Raw genomic sequence first — 14,649 nt, 5'->3', positions numbered from 1 at the left:
CGGCAAATTGACGGCCCCGCCGCAGGCACAGCTGGAGCGCTGGATGACCCTTGCAGATATCGTGCTCATTGAAGCGGACGGCGCAAAACGGATGCCCTGCAAGGCACCCGCTGCGCACGAGCCGGTGCTTTTACCGCAGTGCGATACGGTTCTGGCCGTAGCAGGGCTTTCTGCGTTGAGGCATCCGCTCCGGGAGGTCTGTTTCCGGGCAGAGCTTGCCGCAGAGCTGCTTTGTGTTCCGCAGGATGCGCAGTTGACACCGGAACTTCTGGCAAATCTGCTTGCAAGTGAAGCCGGTGGAAGGAAGGCTGTAGGGGATCGCAGCTTTTATGTTGTACTCAATCAGGTCGATACAAAAGAGCAGGCTGCTCTGGCCCGGCAGGTGGCTGATATTCTGAAAAAAATTTATCGGATTTCCTGCGCTACGTCTCATTTCGAGAAAGGAGAACGTGCATGAGCAAAGAAGGCAAGATCGTGTTCTGCACCGGCGGCGGATGTACCGCAAAGCTGGGAGCCGGAGCGCTGAGCCGTATTCTGGAAAAGCTGCCGCGCGGTGCAAGAGACCCGAGCCTTCTGGTCGGGTACGACAGCCAGGATGATGCGGCTGTATACCGCATAACAGATGATATCGCGCTGGTACAGACAGTGGATTTTTTCCCGCCGATGGTGGATGACCCCTATACCTTCGGCCAGATCGCAGCGGCCAACGCCCTGAGCGATGTCTATGCCATGGGCGGCGAGGTGAAGACTGCACTGAACCTTGTCTGCTTCCCGGAGAGCATGGATCTGAACATTCTGGGCGAAATTCTGCGCGGCGGAGCCAAGAAGGTGGCCGAAGCGGGCGGAAGCCTTGCGGGCGGGCATTCCATTGCCGATACCGGTGTGAAATACGGACTTTCGGTGACTGGCCTTGTGGACCCGAAAAAAATGTATATGAATGATTCCGGCAAGCCCGGCGACAAGCTGATTTTAACAAAAGCTCTGGGCGTGGGCCTGATCTGCACGGCAAACCGTGTGGGCGAAGCGGCACCAGAAGATATGGCCGGTGCCATTGCGTCCATGACAACGCTGAACAAAAACGCTGCCGAGATCAGCCGAAAGTATACGGTCCACGCGGCAACCGATGTGACCGGTTTCAGTTTTCTGGGCCATCTGCACGAGATGATGGGCGGAAAGCTTTCCTGTATCATTGATGCACGGATGGTGCCGGTTCTACCGGGAGCCGAAAAAGCGGCAGATGATTTTTTGTATACCGCTGCCGGACAGCGCAACCGCAACCATACCGGCCCATATGTCACTTTTGAAAATGTGCCGTTTGCAATGGAAGAGGTGCTGTTTGACCCACAGACTTCCGGCGGACTATTGCTGGCCGTGTTGCCAAAAGAAGCAAATGCGCTGGAAGCAGAGCTGCAGGCCGCTGGCCTGCCCGCAAAGATCGTGGGTGAGATCATACCCAAAACCGAACAGGAAATCACTGTAAAATACTGATGGAGACCTACAATTATGATGCTGAAAGTTGATGCCCGTGGTGACGCATGCCCGCTGCCCGTTGTAAAAGCCAAAAAGGCGATCTCTGAACTGAAGGGTGCCGGTGAGGTGGAAGTGCTGGTGGATAATGAGATCGCCGTGCAGAACCTTACCAAAATGGCCCAGCAGAAAGGTTATCAGTACAGCGCCGAAAAGCTGGCCGAGCGGGAATACCGCGTGCTGTTCACGGTCGGCGAAGCGTCCGAAACACCCACTGAAGAAGCACCGGCCTGTGCACCGGACACCCGCACGGACACGGTGGTTGCCATCAGCTCTGATAAAATGGGCATTGGCGCAGATGACCTTGGCAAGTCCCTGCTCAAGGCCTTTGTGTTCGCACTTACCCAGCAGGATCAGCTGCCCAAAACAGTGCTGTTCTATAACGGCGGCGCGTCCCTGACCTGTGAGGGTTCGCCCATGCTGGATGACCTGAAGGCACTGGAAGCACAGGGCGTGGAGATCATGACCTGCGGCACCTGCCTGAATTTCTATGGCCTGACCGAAAAGCTTGCTGTTGGCAGTGTGACCAACATGTACACCATCGTGGAAAAGCTGACGCAGGCAGGCAACGTGGTGAAACCGTGATCTATCTGGATAACGCTGCCACGACCCTGCGCAAGCCGCCGCAGGTAGAGCAGGCTGTGCTGGACGCAATGCGCACGGCAGGCAATCCGGGACGGGGTGCCCATGAGCCCACGCTGCACGCAAGCCGTCTTGTTTATGCTGCGCGGTGCGCAATGGCAAAGCTCCTCCACGCACCAGACCCGTCCTGTATTGCCTTTGCGGCAAATGCAACGGAGGCCTTGAACATTGCATTGGGGGGCCTTTTTGCACCGGGCGATCATATCATCACAACGGTATGTGAGCATAACTCTGTTCTGCGGCCGCTCTACCGGCTGCGGGAACAGGGCTTGCAGTTCAGTTTTGCAGGCGTGGATGAGCGTGGACGGCTGCAATATAATGACTGGGATAAGCTGGTTCAGCCCAATACAAAAGCGCTGGTCGTAACAGGTGCTTCCAATGTGACCGGCAACGGAACGGATCTTGCAAAAGCAGCGGGTTTTGCGCACCGGCACAGCCTGCTGCTGATCGTGGATGCGGCCCAGACGGCGGGTTCACAGCCCATTGACGTACAGGCACTGGGCATTGATGTGCTATGCTTCACCGGACATAAGGCGCTGCTTGGCCCGCAGGGAACAGGCGGCTTGTATGTACGCCCGGGGCTTTCCATCCAGCCATTGGTAGTGGGAGGCAGCGGCGTACACAGCTTTGATGAACAGCATCCCGCACAGATGCCCACCGCTCTGGAAGCCGGGACGCTCAATGTTCCGGGTCTGGCGGGCCTGTGTGCCGGTGTGGAATGGATTCTGGCTCAGGGTGTGGAAACGCTGTGTGCAAAAGAAACTGCACTGGCGGCGCTCTTTTATAAAAACATTCGAGATCTGCCGAACGTGAAGATCTACGGCGACCCGGAAATGGCGCTGCACGCTCCCATTATCTCGCTCAACATTGGAGACGAAGATTCAGCCCGCATTGCAGATATTCTGTGGGAGGACTACAGCATCTGTGTGCGTGCCGGTGCGCACTGTGCACCGCTGATGCATAAAGCGCTGGGCACGGTGGAACAGGGCGTGGTACGGTTCAGCTTTTCGCATTTCAATACGGAAGCCGAAGCGCTTCAGACCGCAGCCGCTGTTCAGGAGCTTGCACAGGAGATCTGATATGCGCATCAAAAAAACTTATATTGTTCTTTCATTCCGCACAACGCTGGATGCCATGGAATGGGAAAAGCAGTGCCTTGCGGAGAAGGTTCCGGGCAGGCTCATCCCACTGCCGCGCGAGATCTCCGCAGGCTGCGGCCTTGCCTGGCGGATGCTGCCGGAAGAATTTGAGCAGTGGCAGAACCGGCTGGACCCGGCACGTTACGATCAGGCCGCAGCAGTAGAACAGTAATAAAGATAAAACAGGAGAATGACGCATGGGTAAAATGCCGCTTTATACAATGCTGCAAAAAGCCCGTTCTGCGGGCGGCTGGACGATGGTGGCCCAGTTAGAGGGCGATGCCGCGGGGAGCCAGCTGCTTTTGCTGGAGGGCAGGCCCGTGTGGCAGAGGGGAGACAGCACCGTACTGCTGCAGCACCTGACAGAACTGCAGGGCTGCACAGCAGCTGGTATCCACTCTGTTGCAGGCACAGACATCTTTGCGGAGCGCTTTGGCGCGGTGCCGCAGCTGGTAGTCTGCGGCGGTGGACATGTGGCTGCAGCCGTTGTGCAGCTTGCAAAGCTGCTGGGCCTGACGGTCCTTGCAATGGATGACCGCGAGGAATATGCACAGCAGCTGCGGCTGGCCGGAGCCGATAAAGTGCTCTGCCTGCCGTTTGATAAAGCGCTTGCGCAGGTACCTGACGGCGCAGAGACTTATTATGTGGTCGTCACCCGGGCACATGCATTTGATGTGGACTGCCTGAAGGTGATATTAAAAAAGCCTGCAGCCTATGTTGGCATGATGGGCAGCCGCGGGCGTGCCGCACTGGTGCGCCGTCAACTTCTGGAAGCCGGTATCGATGCCGAAAGAGTGGAGGCGTTGTACGCCCCCATCGGGCTTTCCATCGGCTCACAGACGGCAGAGGAGATCGCACTTTCCATTCTGGCACAGATCGTATCGATCAAGAATGCGCGTCCGCAGACGGAGGGCTTTTCATCTGCCCTTCTGGAAGCCATGGCTCAGACAGATGCCGCCGGGCAGCAGGCGGTGCTTGCCGTGATTGCGGCGCGGCACGGCTCTACGCCGCGGGAAATCGGCGCAAAAATGCTGGTTCGCACAGACAGCTCTATTGTGGGCAGCGTGGGCGGCGGTATTATGGAGCACCGCACCATTCTGGCTGCACAGGAAATGCTGACGGGAGCTGCTCCGGCGTATCAACGGCTGCATTTTTCGGCAGACGGCAAAAATGATGATGCAGCAATTGCTGCCTGCGGTGGGTCTATGGAGATCGTATTGACTCGACTCCAGCCCGGAGAGGAGATCAAATGAAGAAGGATGCACTGATCCTTGTGCGCGGCGGTGGCGACCTTGCTACCGGCACCGTTCACCGGCTGTGGAGCGCAGGCCTGCGTGTGCTGGTGCTGGAAGCGGAGCATCCGGCGGCGATCCGGCGGCAGGTTTCTCTGTGCGAAGCCGTTTATGAAGGTGAGACCGCCGTTGAAGGTCTGCGTGCGGTACGGATCGAAACTCTGGCGCAGGCAGAAGAAGTCTGGAAACAGAATGCCGTTCCTGTTCTGGTAGACCCGCAAGGAAAAAGCATTGCGCCCGCAAAGCCGGATGTCCTTGTGGATGCGATCCTTGCCAAAAAGAATCTTGGCACAACGCGGGATATGGCACCCCTGACCATTGCACTCGGCCCCGGTTTCACGGCCGGGCAGGATGTGGATGTGGTGGTGGAGACCAAACGCGGCCACCGGCTGGGACGCATCATTCGGGAAGGCAGTGCCATCCCTGATACCGGCATTCCCGGAATCATTGGCGGCTACGGCAAAGAGCGCGTGATCCATGCCGGCACGGCCGGTATATTTATGGATCTCCGCAAAATTGGAGATATCGTGGAAGCGGGTGAGACCATTGCGCAGATCCGCACGGCAGATGGTGCCATGATCTCTGTGACCACGCAGATCACGGGCATTCTGCGCGGACTTCTGCGCAGCAGTTATCCGGTAACGCCCGGTTTTAAGGTGGCCGATATAGACCCCCGCAAAGAGGAACTTTCCGACTGTTTTCTCATTTCGGATAAGGCCCGCTGCATCGCGGGCAGTGTGCTGGAACTTGTCTGCGCTCAACTGTGGAAATAAACCTGTAAAAAGCAAAAACCTCCGCTTCCCGGCGGCAGTACCGACAGGGAAGCGGAGGTTTCTATTTTTCATTTCAGTTGCGGTAGCAGCGGTCCTGGCCTACCAGCCAGTCCTCACACAGGCGCTGGGCTTCCTCCAAACTGCGGCTCTCACAGTCGAAGAATGCACCGTGCATCGAGCGATAGGAGTAGTGAACTCTCGGAATACCGTTGCCATCCTTGAAGCGTTCGCAGCGTTCTTCACCGGGCATCAGAAAAAGTTGTTCCATGGTTCCTTCTCCTTTGATTTCAGCATTCCGGAGCGGCTGGCCGGATGCAAGCCGCACAACGCTTGCTATTGTAGCACGCAGGGGAGAAGTTTGCTATTGCCTTTTTGGCCAAAGATATGTTTTGTTTTTCTCTGTGGTTGTGGCACAAAAGGACTTGACAAGATCATTCGTACAGGATGCATTCCTGTTCCTGCATTTTCTTTTTTGCCGCTGACGCTTTGCATGGGCAGCTGCCTTGGCGTATGAAAAAACCGATGGAACGGATGAAAATATTTTGTGTACTTTTCACAGTTTTCTTCTCGAGATTTTGGTGGTACAATAGAAGCATTAAAATATATCCTTTCAGGAGGAGCACATGGCAGAAAAGAATATTGAACTGGATAGTGTAGAGGTCGCCGCAGCTGTTTTTGGCAACTGCGACCGGAACATCCGTCTGCTGGAGAACGAATTTTCTGTTACGGCGGTCTGCCGGGGCACGCAGCTGCGGCTTTCAGGCGAACCGGCCAATGTTGCCGCGGCCAGCCGCGCTGTGGAGGGAATGCTGCTTCTGATCGAGAATCATACACCGCTGGAAGACCAGACCGTGCGCTACTGCATCAGTCTGGCGCACGATGGAGCAGAAAAGCGGGTCAAGGAACTGACCGAAGATTTTGTTACCGTAACGGTCAAGGGACGGCCGATCCGGCCCAAAACACTGGGCCAGAAGGAATATCTCAATGCCATCCGCACCAATGCCATCACCTTTGGCGTTGGCCCGGCGGGTACTGGCAAGACCTATCTGGCCGTTACCATGGCGGTAAAGGCTTTTAAAGCCAAGGATGTTTCCCGCATCGTGCTCACCCGCCCGGCAGTGGAAGCAGGTGAAAAGCTGGGCTTTCTGCCCGGTGATCTGCAGCAGAAGGTAGACCCTTATCTGCGCCCGCTGTATGACGGCCTGTTTGATATGCTGGGTGCCGAAACTTACGAGCGCCTTGTGGAAAAGCAGATCATTGAGGTTGCACCGCTTGCCTATATGCGCGGACGCACGCTGGATGATTCCTTTATCATTCTGGACGAGGCACAGAACACCACACCGGAGCAGATGAAAATGTTCCTCACACGTATGGGTGTCGGCTCCAAGGTGGTGGTTACCGGTGATGTGACCCAGATCGATCTGCCGGAACGCACCCGCAGCGGTCTTGTGGATGCACTGCACGTGCTTAAAAATGTAAATGGGATTGCACAGTGCTATTTTACTGAGAAGGATGTTGTGCGCCACCGTCTAGTGCAGGAAATTATCAAGGCTTACGAAAAGGCTGCACACCCTGAAAAATAAAATCACCAGAATTCATATAAAGACATCAAAAATAGAAAGGAGTGGACTGATTTATGTCCAATAAAGTTTTGATCACCAATTCACAGAAGGCCGTCAAGGTTCCTTCCGGTCTGCGCATTCTCATCCGCCGTGCCTGTAATGCCGTGCTGGAGTATGAGCATTTTGAAGCTCCTGCAGAGATCAGCGTGACCTTTGTGGATAACGCTGCCATTGCTGAGCTGAACAACCAGTACCGCAACAAGCCCATGCCCACCGACGTGCTGAGCTTCCCTCTGGGTGTAGACGGCAAATATGATGTTGACGAGAACAACGGCTGCAAAATGCTGGGTGACATCGTCATCAGTATGGAGCGTGCACAGGAGCAGGCAAACCTTTACGGCCATCCGCTGCAGCGTGAGGTGGCGTTCCTGACGGTGCACTCCATGCTGCACCTGCTGGGCTACGACCACGAAAATGGCGGTCTGGAAGCCATGCGGATGCGTGAGAAAGAGGAAGCTGTTCTGCTGCAGCTGGGCCTGCCGCGCACCGTAAGCTATACCGAGTAATTGATTCACCGTGCGGTTGCCGCACAATACAGACAGGAGCTAGATTTTGAGTAACGCTACACCCATTCAGGGGCATTATGATACTTCTTCCGTTTTTGTGGCTGTCATTGGCCGTCCCAATGTTGGCAAATCCAGTCTGACCAACCTTCTGGTTGGCGAAAAGGTAGCCATCGTCACTTCCAAGCCGCAGACCACCCGTACCCGCATTACCGGCGTGATCACCCGCGGGCCGCTGCAGTATGTGCTGCTGGATACACCCGGTGTGCACAAGGCACGCAACAAACTGGGTAAACGGATGGATAAGACTGCCAGCGATTCCATTGCAGATGTGGATGTTTCCATGATGCTGTTTGAGCCTTACGGCGCACTGAATGAATCGGAAATGGTGCTGGTGGATATGCTGCGCAGCAGCGGCGGCCCGGCAATTGCAGTCATCAACAAGACCGACCTTGTCAAGGAACCTGCTGATCTGGAAGCCCGCAAAGAAGAGCTGAAGGCATTGGGTGTATTCGACGATATCTACACCATCAGCGTCCGTGATAACGACGGCTGCGAAGTGCTGTTCGATGCTTTGAGCCGCTATGCTGTGGAAGGCCCGCATTATTTTGATGATGATGCCTACACGGATATGCCGGAAAAGGAGCTTGTGGCGGAGGTCATCCGTGAAAAGGCCCTGCTGTTCATGCGCGACGAGATCCCCCATGGCATTGCTGTTGTGGTGGAGCGCTTCAAAGAGCGCCCGGGCACCGACCTGATCGATATTGATGTAAATATCTACTGCGAGCGCGAAAGCCACAAGGGCATGGTCATTGGAAAAGGCGGCGCAATGCTGAAAAAAATTGCCAGTGCTGCCCGTGCAGACTGCGAAGAGTTTTTGGGCTGCCGCGTCAATCTGCAGTGCTGGGTAAAGGTAAAATCCGATTGGCGCGATAACGAGTTCCTGCTGAACAACTTTGGCTTCAAGCAGAACACCAATAACCGCTGACACTTGCCAAAGCAGGACAGAATTCCCTTGGATGAACGGTTAAAATAAACCTGACACTATCCGTAACAGGGAAGAGGTGCTGCAAATGGATGCACAAGCAAGCTGGCAGGCGTTTGCCTGCACGGGAAACATTCTTCGTTATCTCGATTATAAACAACAGCGGCCGGAAGAAACCCCGGCAGAGGACCAAGAAAATGGAAGCCTTTGTAACCACGGGTCTGGTGCTGAAGGAGACCCGCTATAAGGAATCGGACCGCATTCTGACGATCCTGACACCGGAACTGGGCGTGATCTCGGCAGCAGCGCAGAGCAGCCTGCGGCTGAAGAGCAAGCTGTTCAGCGCGTGCGGGCTGTTCTGCTACTCCGAGTTCACACTGGTGCCGGGCCGCAACATGTACACTGTGCGGGAAGCGGAAGTGAAAAATGTCTTTCACGGCATCTCGTCCAGTATTGAGGGCATGAGTCTTGCCATGTATATGGCTGAAATGGCAATGACCCTTTCGCCCACCGGGCAGGAGGCACAGCGGGAGCTTCGGCTGCTGCTCAACTGTTTCTATATGATCAGCGAGGGCAAAACGGACCTGCGGGTGATCAAGGCCGTGTTTGAGCTGCGCACTATGAGCGAGTGCGGCTTTATGCCGCAGATCGTGTGCTGCCGCGATTGCAGCGCCTATGATGGTGCTGCGTTCTATCTGGATGTGCAGGAAGGCCATCTGCTCTGTGCAGACTGCGCCGCAAAAGCAGGAAAGACCTGCAACCTTGATCAGGGCGCACTGTATGCGCTGCGGCACATCTGCCTTGTGGACGACAAAAAAATATTTGCATTCAAAATTTCTGTGGGCAGTCTGGAAAAGCTTTCCGCAGTGGCAGAGCGCTATGCACTGACCCATATGGATAAGCCTTTGAAAAGCTATGACTTTTTAAAGACCCTGCTGCCCTGAGCATAAAGGGAACCTATGGAAACAAGTTACTTAAAAACTCTGGAACTGGATAAGATCGTCGCTCGTGCCGCAGAGGGCTGCGTGTGCAAGGAAGCGCGCGAAATGCTGCTTGCCACTCAGCCGCAGTGCGACCCGGACGAGGTGCGCTATGCGCTGGAACAGACCGATGCCATCAACACCCTGCTGATCAAAAACGGCTCCCCGCGCTTTGGCGGCGTGGAGAATGTCAGTCAGCTGGCGGCCCGCGCCGTAAAAGGCGGCGTACTTTCAATGGGCGAGCTGTTGATGGTGGCTGGTGCACTGCGCAATTTTCAGAATCTTTCAAGCTGGTATGGTGCTTCGGAGCACGACGCTCTGCCTACAGACGATCTGTTCTATGCGCTGGCACCGCAGCCGGGCCTGGAACAGCAGATCTCCAGCGCCATTCTGGCACCGGATGCCATGGCAGACACGGCCTCTCATACCCTGAACGACCTGCGCAAAAAGATCCGCGCAACGGAGAACAGCATCCGTGACCGTCTGGAGAGCATGGTCCGCAATATGGATACCTCCAAGTATCTACAGGAAAGCGTGGTTTCCATGCGCAATGGCCGGTATGTTGTGCCGGTCAAGAGCGAATACCGCGGTGAGGTGAGCGGCATTATTCATGATGTTTCGTCTACCGGAGCCACCGTCTTTGTGGAGCCGCAGGCCGTTGTGGAAGCCAATGCCCGCATTTTGCAGTACCGTGCGCAGGAAGCGCAGGAGATCGAGCGCATTCTGGTGGCCTTTACCGCACAGGTGGCCGCCATTGAGCCGCAGTTCCAGTACAGCTACAAGGCTATGCTGGAGATCGATGTTCTGCTGGCAAAGGCACGGCTGGCTTTGGATCTCAAGGCATTCAAGCCTGCTGTCCGCACCGACGATTCCTTCTCGCTGATCCGTGCGCGCCACCCGCTGATCGATCCTAAAAAGTGCGTGCCTGTGGATATTGCTCTGGGCAGGGATTACGATTCGCTGATCATCACCGGACCGAACACCGGTGGCAAAACCGTCACCTTGAAAACAGCGGGCCTGCTGTGCGCCATGGCGCAGTGCGGCTTCCTGATCCCGGCTGACGAGCGCAGCGAGATCTGCGTATTTGATGAATTTCTGGTGGATATCGGCGATGAACAGAGCATTGAGCAGAGCCTTTCCACCTTCTCCGGTCATATGAAAAAGATTACCGGCATTCTGGAGCTTGCCATGCCGCACACACTGGTGCTGCTGGACGAGCTTGGTGCCGGTACCGACCCCGCCGAAGGTGCTGCGCTGGCTGTGGCCATCATTGAAGAGCTGCGCCGCCGCGGCGTGCTGCTGATGGCCACCACTCACTACGCTGAGCTGAAGGTGTTTGCTCTGGAAACCAAGGGCGTTGTCAATGCCAGCTGTGAGTTTGATCTGGAAACGCTGCGCCCGACCTATAAGCTGAGCGTCGGCGTGCCGGGCAAATCCAATGCGTTCCTCATCAGCGAAAAGTTGGGCATCCCGGAGCGCGTGATCGAAGCGGCACAGCAGCATCTTTCCGCAGAGGATAAGCGTCTGGATGCCGTTCTGGGACAGCTGGATGATCTGAAGCTGCAGCTGAAGGAAAGCCAGAACGAGGTGGAAGAGCTGAAAAATGAAGCTTCCCACCAGCTGGAAGCCGCGCAGAAAAAGCGTGATGAGCTGATCCGTCAGGGTGAAAATGAACTGGAAGCTGCCCGAGCCAAGGCTCGTGCGCTGGCACAGCAGGTGGAAAGTCAGGCTTACGCCCTGACCGACGAACTGCGTCAGCTGCAGAAGGACGAGCGCATGAGCACCCAGCAGAAAGCTCAGCGCGCCCGCGAGATCGCCAAAAAAGAATCGGAAAAGCTGTTTATCGGCTCCGAGGCGGTGCATAACCCCGTCAAGGAATTTGTGCCGCTGAAAGAGGTCAAGGTAGGGCAGGAGGTCTGCATTGCAGAGCTGAACCAGCTGGCTACCGTATTGGCCCTGCCGGATAAAAACGGCGATGTTCTGGTGCGTGCAGGCATCATCAAGACCAAAGTTCCGCTCAAGGGCTTGAAACAGCCGGAAAAGCTGGTCAAGGAAAAGAAACCGCAGACGAAAGCACAGCAGCGTTATTCTCGCCTGACCGGCGATGCCAACCGCCCGAACGGCAGGGTAGAGAGGGTACAGCGTTCCGCCAAGATGGAATGCAATCTACTGGGCCTGACGGTGGACGAAGCGCTGCCGGAGGTGGATTCCTTTATCGACCGTGCCATCCTGAACGGACAGACAGTGGTTTATCTGATCCACGGCAATGGAACCGGTGCGCTGCGCACAGCTATCCACAAGCATCTGCGCGGCAACCGCATGGTCAAAAGCTTCCGTCTGGGCCGTTATGGCGAGGGTGAAAGCGGCGTGACCGTGGTAGAGCTGAAATAAAGAAAAAGCTATCCGAAGGATTTTTCGGGTAGCTTTTTCTCACATTGAAGGAATTTGCAGAGCAGGATCGTATTCTATAAAGAATGCTAATATAAGGATGTAAGCCAAAATGGCAAAACGATATTCCAGAGCCGCGCACTCAAAAAGACGAAAACAGACTTCTCATGTGCTCAAAAATACGGTCATTCTGCTTTTTTGCGCAGTGGGCATCTGGTTTGGCAGCTCACTCTGGCATGCAGCGCTGACTCTGCAGACAGCTCAGCCAGCGGAAAGCATCGCCGGTGAAGAATTCCGTCCGCAGGTCGGTGATCCGCCTTACCGCGTGGTGATCGATGCCGGGCACGGTGGAGCAGACCCGGGTGCAAGGGGAGTGATCGAAGAAAAAGATATGACCGCAGCAACCGCCTCGGAACTGATCCGGCTGCTGCAGCAGGACTCTAATTTTATTCCGCTGCAGACCCGTGACAGCTTTGATGAAACCGCTACGCCCGCCCAGCGTGCCGCCAGAGCGGACGAACAGGCACCGCAGCTGTTGCTTTCCATCCACGGCAACTCAGCTGCAAATGGCTCCACTGCATCCGGCTTTGAGTGCTATCCGGCAGTGCCGGGCCGGACTTGGCATCAGGAAAGCTTTTACTTTGCGCAGCTGCTTGCCAAAGGAATGCAGGCTGCAGGAGCATCTCTGCGTGGGCGCGGGGGAGTCCGATACATTTATTATCTGGAAAACGATCAGAAGCAACTGGTGGAAAGTACCCACACCGAGGTGCGTTCAGAGCGAAGCTTTACGTTGCTGGAAGATGTAAATTGTCCGGCAGTGCTGGCAGAGCAATGCTTTGTAACGAATGAAGCAGATGTTGCACAGTTCGGCAGCGAAGAAGGTTGTAAAAAAACAGCCCGCGTTTATTACGAAGCAATCTGTGCATACTTTGGCACACAGCCGCAGGCCGAGCAGCTTGCCGGGTTCACTTTAAATTAAAAAGTATCAGCATAGCATCACCAAGGGAGAAGAAGCGATAACATTCTGAACCCAACACCATACAGCCATCAGTATTTTAAGACCGCTGAACTCATAACCAGAAGAGAAGGGCGGTCTTATTTTTTTGATTACATAATTTTCGTATAATGCACGTTATGCGAAACATAGGGAAGTGAAAAATCTCTATTTTCCTGCATCTGGCCTTTTTCCGCGACCTGCGGATCTGCAGCCATCTGTAATACCGTATGATTCAACTTTTGCGTTTTTTATATTTTTGTGTCTCATTAGTATTTTGGTGCTACAATCTTTTTATGGACTTACAAATTACAAAGCTGCACAGTCTGCCGCTGCCATGCGCGCTTGCATTTTATTTTTACAGATTCTCTTTTTATGTTGCTATAAGTTCGGTGGTCATTCTGATCTTTTTATTTTTCTGTGAACGACCATTTGCTCGTACGATTTCAAATCGCTGGCCAGATCACAGCTTATCATTCCATTATTTATATAAATATATCTATAAAAATACCGCCGATGACATGTCCGCACCTTGGACGCGTCACAGACGGTATCGTTTCATTTCATTTTATGGGTATTCTTATGTGGTTCAGGAATTTCCGTTTCCGGCGTTCGCATCAGGCTTCATTGCAAGCACGGAAGAATCCAGCCCGATGCCATCCTGAGCCGCACCCTCAAAGGCTTTCATGGGCGCAGACGAAAGCTCCTCATCCAGAGCTGAATCCTCTGCTGTCTCCCCTGTTTCCTTTTTTGTTGTATCCAAGATGTGAGAAGATGCTTTGAGCTTTTTGACCTTGCCCAGCGGGTTTTCTTCAATAGCCGCGCGCACCTGAAATTCCTGTAGGTGCGTATAAATTTGTGTGGTAGACACGTTGCTGTGGCCCAAAAGCTGCTTGAGTGTAAGGATGTCCACATTGCCGGTCTGATACATCAGAGTTGCGGCAGTGTGGCGCAGCTTATGTGTGGAAAAGCCTTTTAATCCGGCTGCTTTCATTGCACCGGTCACTAGCTGTTCTACCCTGCGGTTCGAGATACGCTCTTTGCGCCGTCGGGTAATAAAGACCGCCTTTTCCTGCGGCAGAAGTCCCTCCATCGTATTGCGTTTGCCCAGATACAGCCGCAATGCTTCCATGCAGGCATCATTCAGATAAACCATGCGCTCCTTGTGGCCCTTGCCAAACAGACGTATCTGGCGGTTTTCCAAATCAATGTCGTCCAGATTCATGCCGACAAGCTCTGCCAGACGCATTCCACAGTTCAAAAACAGCGTCACCATGCAATAATCCCGCTCCGGAAAATCGCTTTGGGTCTGCGTGCTTTCCAATAACTCCATGGACTGCTCCGCCGTCAGATATTTGGGCAGTACCTTATCCTGTTTGGGTGGGTGGATGGCCGCAGTCGGATCAGCATCCAGCCGGTTGACCTGATTGACCAGGTAATCATAAAAGCCGTGCAGGCTTGCCAGCCGCCGGGCCGTTGAGGACTTTTTGTTGCCGCACTCGCGGTTTAAAAAGTACAGATATTCGTAGATATCCTCCTTTGTTACGGAGGCCCAGAATGCGGTGTCCAGCCCTTTGGGGTCGATATCCTTCATCTCGCTGTCTTCGGGCACAAGCCCACGGCGGCGCTTCATAAAACGGCTGAATCCGCGCAGATCACAGTAGTAGCTGAACGCCGTGTTTGCGCTTTTGCCCGCGATCACTTCCAGATAGCGGACGTATTCCACAATGTCCGGCGCAGCATCATCGAAGGGCTTGTGCTTGCCGGGATTTTTCTCGTCCAGATAGATCGACATTGTTTTTCC

The 14,649-nt window shown here is 54.7% G+C and carries 16 protein-coding genes; 14 read left to right on the top strand and 2 right to left on the bottom strand.

The genetic code is table 11. From position 1 onward, the window contains the following. From yqeC to yqeB, 7 genes are all read left to right on the top strand, one after another. Nucleotides 1-457, top strand: a 457-nt coding sequence (gene yqeC / locus QZL71_RS01520) for a selenium cofactor biosynthesis protein YqeC (RefSeq protein ID WP_294647456.1), incomplete at its 5' end; no start/stop codon positions are given. Next, nucleotides 454-1,488: a selenide, water dikinase SelD gene (gene selD / locus QZL71_RS01515; protein ID WP_294647455.1), complete on the top strand. Its 1,035-nt coding sequence runs from the start codon at nucleotides 454-456 to the stop codon at nucleotides 1,486-1,488. The genes yqeC and selD, both read left to right, overlap by 4 nt. A 15-nt stretch (nucleotides 1,489-1,503) precedes the next feature. Next, a complete protein-coding gene (gene yedF, locus QZL71_RS01510) occupies nucleotides 1,504-2,112 on the top strand; it encodes a sulfurtransferase-like selenium metabolism protein YedF (protein WP_337679042.1) in 609 nt (202 codons plus the stop codon). Beyond that, nucleotides 2,109-3,248: an aminotransferase class V-fold PLP-dependent enzyme gene (locus tag QZL71_RS01505; protein WP_294647454.1), complete on the top strand. Its 1,140-nt coding sequence runs from the start codon at nucleotides 2,109-2,111 to the stop codon at nucleotides 3,246-3,248. The genes yedF and QZL71_RS01505 overlap by 4 nt, the downstream gene beginning before the upstream one ends. A 1-nt stretch (nucleotide 3,249) precedes the next feature. Continuing rightward, nucleotides 3,250-3,480 carry a DUF3343 domain-containing protein gene (locus QZL71_RS01500; protein WP_097775510.1) on the top strand — a complete coding sequence of 77 codons (231 nt, stop codon included), beginning with the start codon at nucleotides 3,250-3,252 and terminating at the stop codon, nucleotides 3,478-3,480. A 25-nt stretch (nucleotides 3,481-3,505) separates the two neighbouring features. After that, nucleotides 3,506-4,561 (top strand): XdhC family protein, encoded by a 1,056-nt coding sequence (locus tag QZL71_RS01495; protein ID WP_294647453.1) that lies wholly within the window; start codon nucleotides 3,506-3,508, stop codon nucleotides 4,559-4,561. Then, entirely contained in the window at nucleotides 4,558-5,373 is an 816-nt protein-coding gene (gene yqeB / locus QZL71_RS01490) for a selenium-dependent molybdenum cofactor biosynthesis protein YqeB (RefSeq protein ID WP_294647452.1), read from the top strand. The genes QZL71_RS01495 and yqeB overlap by 4 nt, the downstream gene beginning before the upstream one ends. A gap of 73 nt (nucleotides 5,374-5,446) precedes the next feature. Here yqeB and QZL71_RS01485 read toward each other — a convergent pair whose 3' ends face one another. Continuing rightward, a complete protein-coding gene (locus QZL71_RS01485; RefSeq protein ID WP_005942104.1) occupies nucleotides 5,447-5,641 on the bottom strand; it encodes a DUF3873 family protein in 195 nt (64 codons plus the stop codon). Between the two features lie 355 nt (nucleotides 5,642-5,996). On the opposite strand from QZL71_RS01485, the gene QZL71_RS01480 reads away from it, so the two are divergent. From QZL71_RS01480 to QZL71_RS01450, 7 genes are all read left to right on the top strand, one after another. Then, nucleotides 5,997-6,956: a PhoH family protein gene (locus QZL71_RS01480; RefSeq protein ID WP_294647451.1), complete on the top strand. Its 960-nt coding sequence runs from the start codon at nucleotides 5,997-5,999 to the stop codon at nucleotides 6,954-6,956. 53 nt (nucleotides 6,957-7,009) lie between these two features. Then, entirely contained in the window at nucleotides 7,010-7,501 is a 492-nt protein-coding gene (ybeY, locus tag QZL71_RS01475) for an rRNA maturation RNase YbeY (protein WP_097775507.1), read from the top strand. Between the two features lie 46 nt (nucleotides 7,502-7,547). Then, nucleotides 7,548-8,486: a GTPase Era gene (gene era, locus QZL71_RS01470; RefSeq protein WP_154255692.1), complete on the top strand. Its 939-nt coding sequence runs from the start codon at nucleotides 7,548-7,550 to the stop codon at nucleotides 8,484-8,486. Nucleotides 8,487-8,571: 85 nt separating this feature from the next. Next, nucleotides 8,572-8,730: a hypothetical protein gene (locus QZL71_RS01465; RefSeq protein ID WP_158576285.1), complete on the top strand. Its 159-nt coding sequence runs from the start codon at nucleotides 8,572-8,574 to the stop codon at nucleotides 8,728-8,730. After that, entirely contained in the window at nucleotides 8,681-9,427 is a 747-nt protein-coding gene (gene recO, locus QZL71_RS01460; protein ID WP_294647449.1) for a DNA repair protein RecO, read from the top strand. Before QZL71_RS01465 ends, recO begins: the two co-directional genes overlap by 50 nt. A gap of 15 nt (nucleotides 9,428-9,442) precedes the next feature. After that, entirely contained in the window at nucleotides 9,443-11,854 is a 2,412-nt protein-coding gene (locus QZL71_RS01455; protein ID WP_294647448.1) for an endonuclease MutS2, read from the top strand. Nucleotides 11,855-12,020: 166 nt separating this feature from the next. Next, nucleotides 12,021-12,830 (top strand): N-acetylmuramoyl-L-alanine amidase family protein, encoded by an 810-nt coding sequence (locus tag QZL71_RS01450; RefSeq protein WP_294647446.1) that lies wholly within the window; start codon nucleotides 12,021-12,023, stop codon nucleotides 12,828-12,830. 604 nt (nucleotides 12,831-13,434) lie between these two features. Here the strand turns inward: QZL71_RS01450 and QZL71_RS01445 are convergent. Beyond that, on the bottom strand, nucleotides 13,435-14,640 hold the full coding sequence (locus tag QZL71_RS01445; protein ID WP_294647445.1) for a tyrosine-type recombinase/integrase: 1,206 nt from the start codon (nucleotides 14,638-14,640) through the stop codon (nucleotides 13,435-13,437). Nucleotides 14,641-14,649 lie beyond the last annotated feature (9 nt).

Origin of the sequence: uncultured Faecalibacterium sp., from assembly GCF_900066275.1 — a bacterium.
In the GTDB taxonomy this organism is placed as follows: Bacteria; Bacillota; Clostridia; order Oscillospirales; family Ruminococcaceae; genus Faecalibacterium; species Faecalibacterium taiwanense.
Note: the sequence above shows the minus strand (reverse complement) of the source record. Positions and strands in the feature narration are given on the sequence as shown.

Excerpts from the sequence above, each read along its gene's own strand:
- selD (WP_294647455.1), top strand. The coding sequence starts at position 454 with ATGAGCAAAGAAGGCAAGATCGTGTTCTGCACCGGCGGCGGATGTACC.
- yedF (WP_337679042.1), top strand. The coding sequence starts at position 1,504 with ATGATGCTGAAAGTTGATGCCCGTGGTGACGCATGCCCGCTGCCCGTT.
- QZL71_RS01500 (WP_097775510.1), top strand. The coding sequence starts at position 3,250 with ATGCGCATCAAAAAAACTTATATTGTTCTTTCATTCCGCACAACGCTG.
- QZL71_RS01495 (WP_294647453.1), top strand. The coding sequence starts at position 3,506 with ATGGGTAAAATGCCGCTTTATACAATGCTGCAAAAAGCCCGTTCTGCG.
- yqeB (WP_294647452.1), top strand. The coding sequence starts at position 4,558 with ATGAAGAAGGATGCACTGATCCTTGTGCGCGGCGGTGGCGACCTTGCT.
- QZL71_RS01485 (WP_005942104.1), bottom strand. The coding sequence starts at position 5,641 with ATGGAACAACTTTTTCTGATGCCCGGTGAAGAACGCTGCGAACGCTTC.
- QZL71_RS01480 (WP_294647451.1), top strand. The coding sequence starts at position 5,997 with ATGGCAGAAAAGAATATTGAACTGGATAGTGTAGAGGTCGCCGCAGCT.
- ybeY (WP_097775507.1), top strand. The coding sequence starts at position 7,010 with ATGTCCAATAAAGTTTTGATCACCAATTCACAGAAGGCCGTCAAGGTT.
- QZL71_RS01465 (WP_158576285.1), top strand. The coding sequence starts at position 8,572 with ATGGATGCACAAGCAAGCTGGCAGGCGTTTGCCTGCACGGGAAACATT.
- recO (WP_294647449.1), top strand. The coding sequence starts at position 8,681 with ATGGAAGCCTTTGTAACCACGGGTCTGGTGCTGAAGGAGACCCGCTAT.
- QZL71_RS01455 (WP_294647448.1), top strand. The coding sequence starts at position 9,443 with ATGGAAACAAGTTACTTAAAAACTCTGGAACTGGATAAGATCGTCGCT.
- QZL71_RS01445 (WP_294647445.1), bottom strand. The coding sequence starts at position 14,640 with ATGTCGATCTATCTGGACGAGAAAAATCCCGGCAAGCACAAGCCCTTC.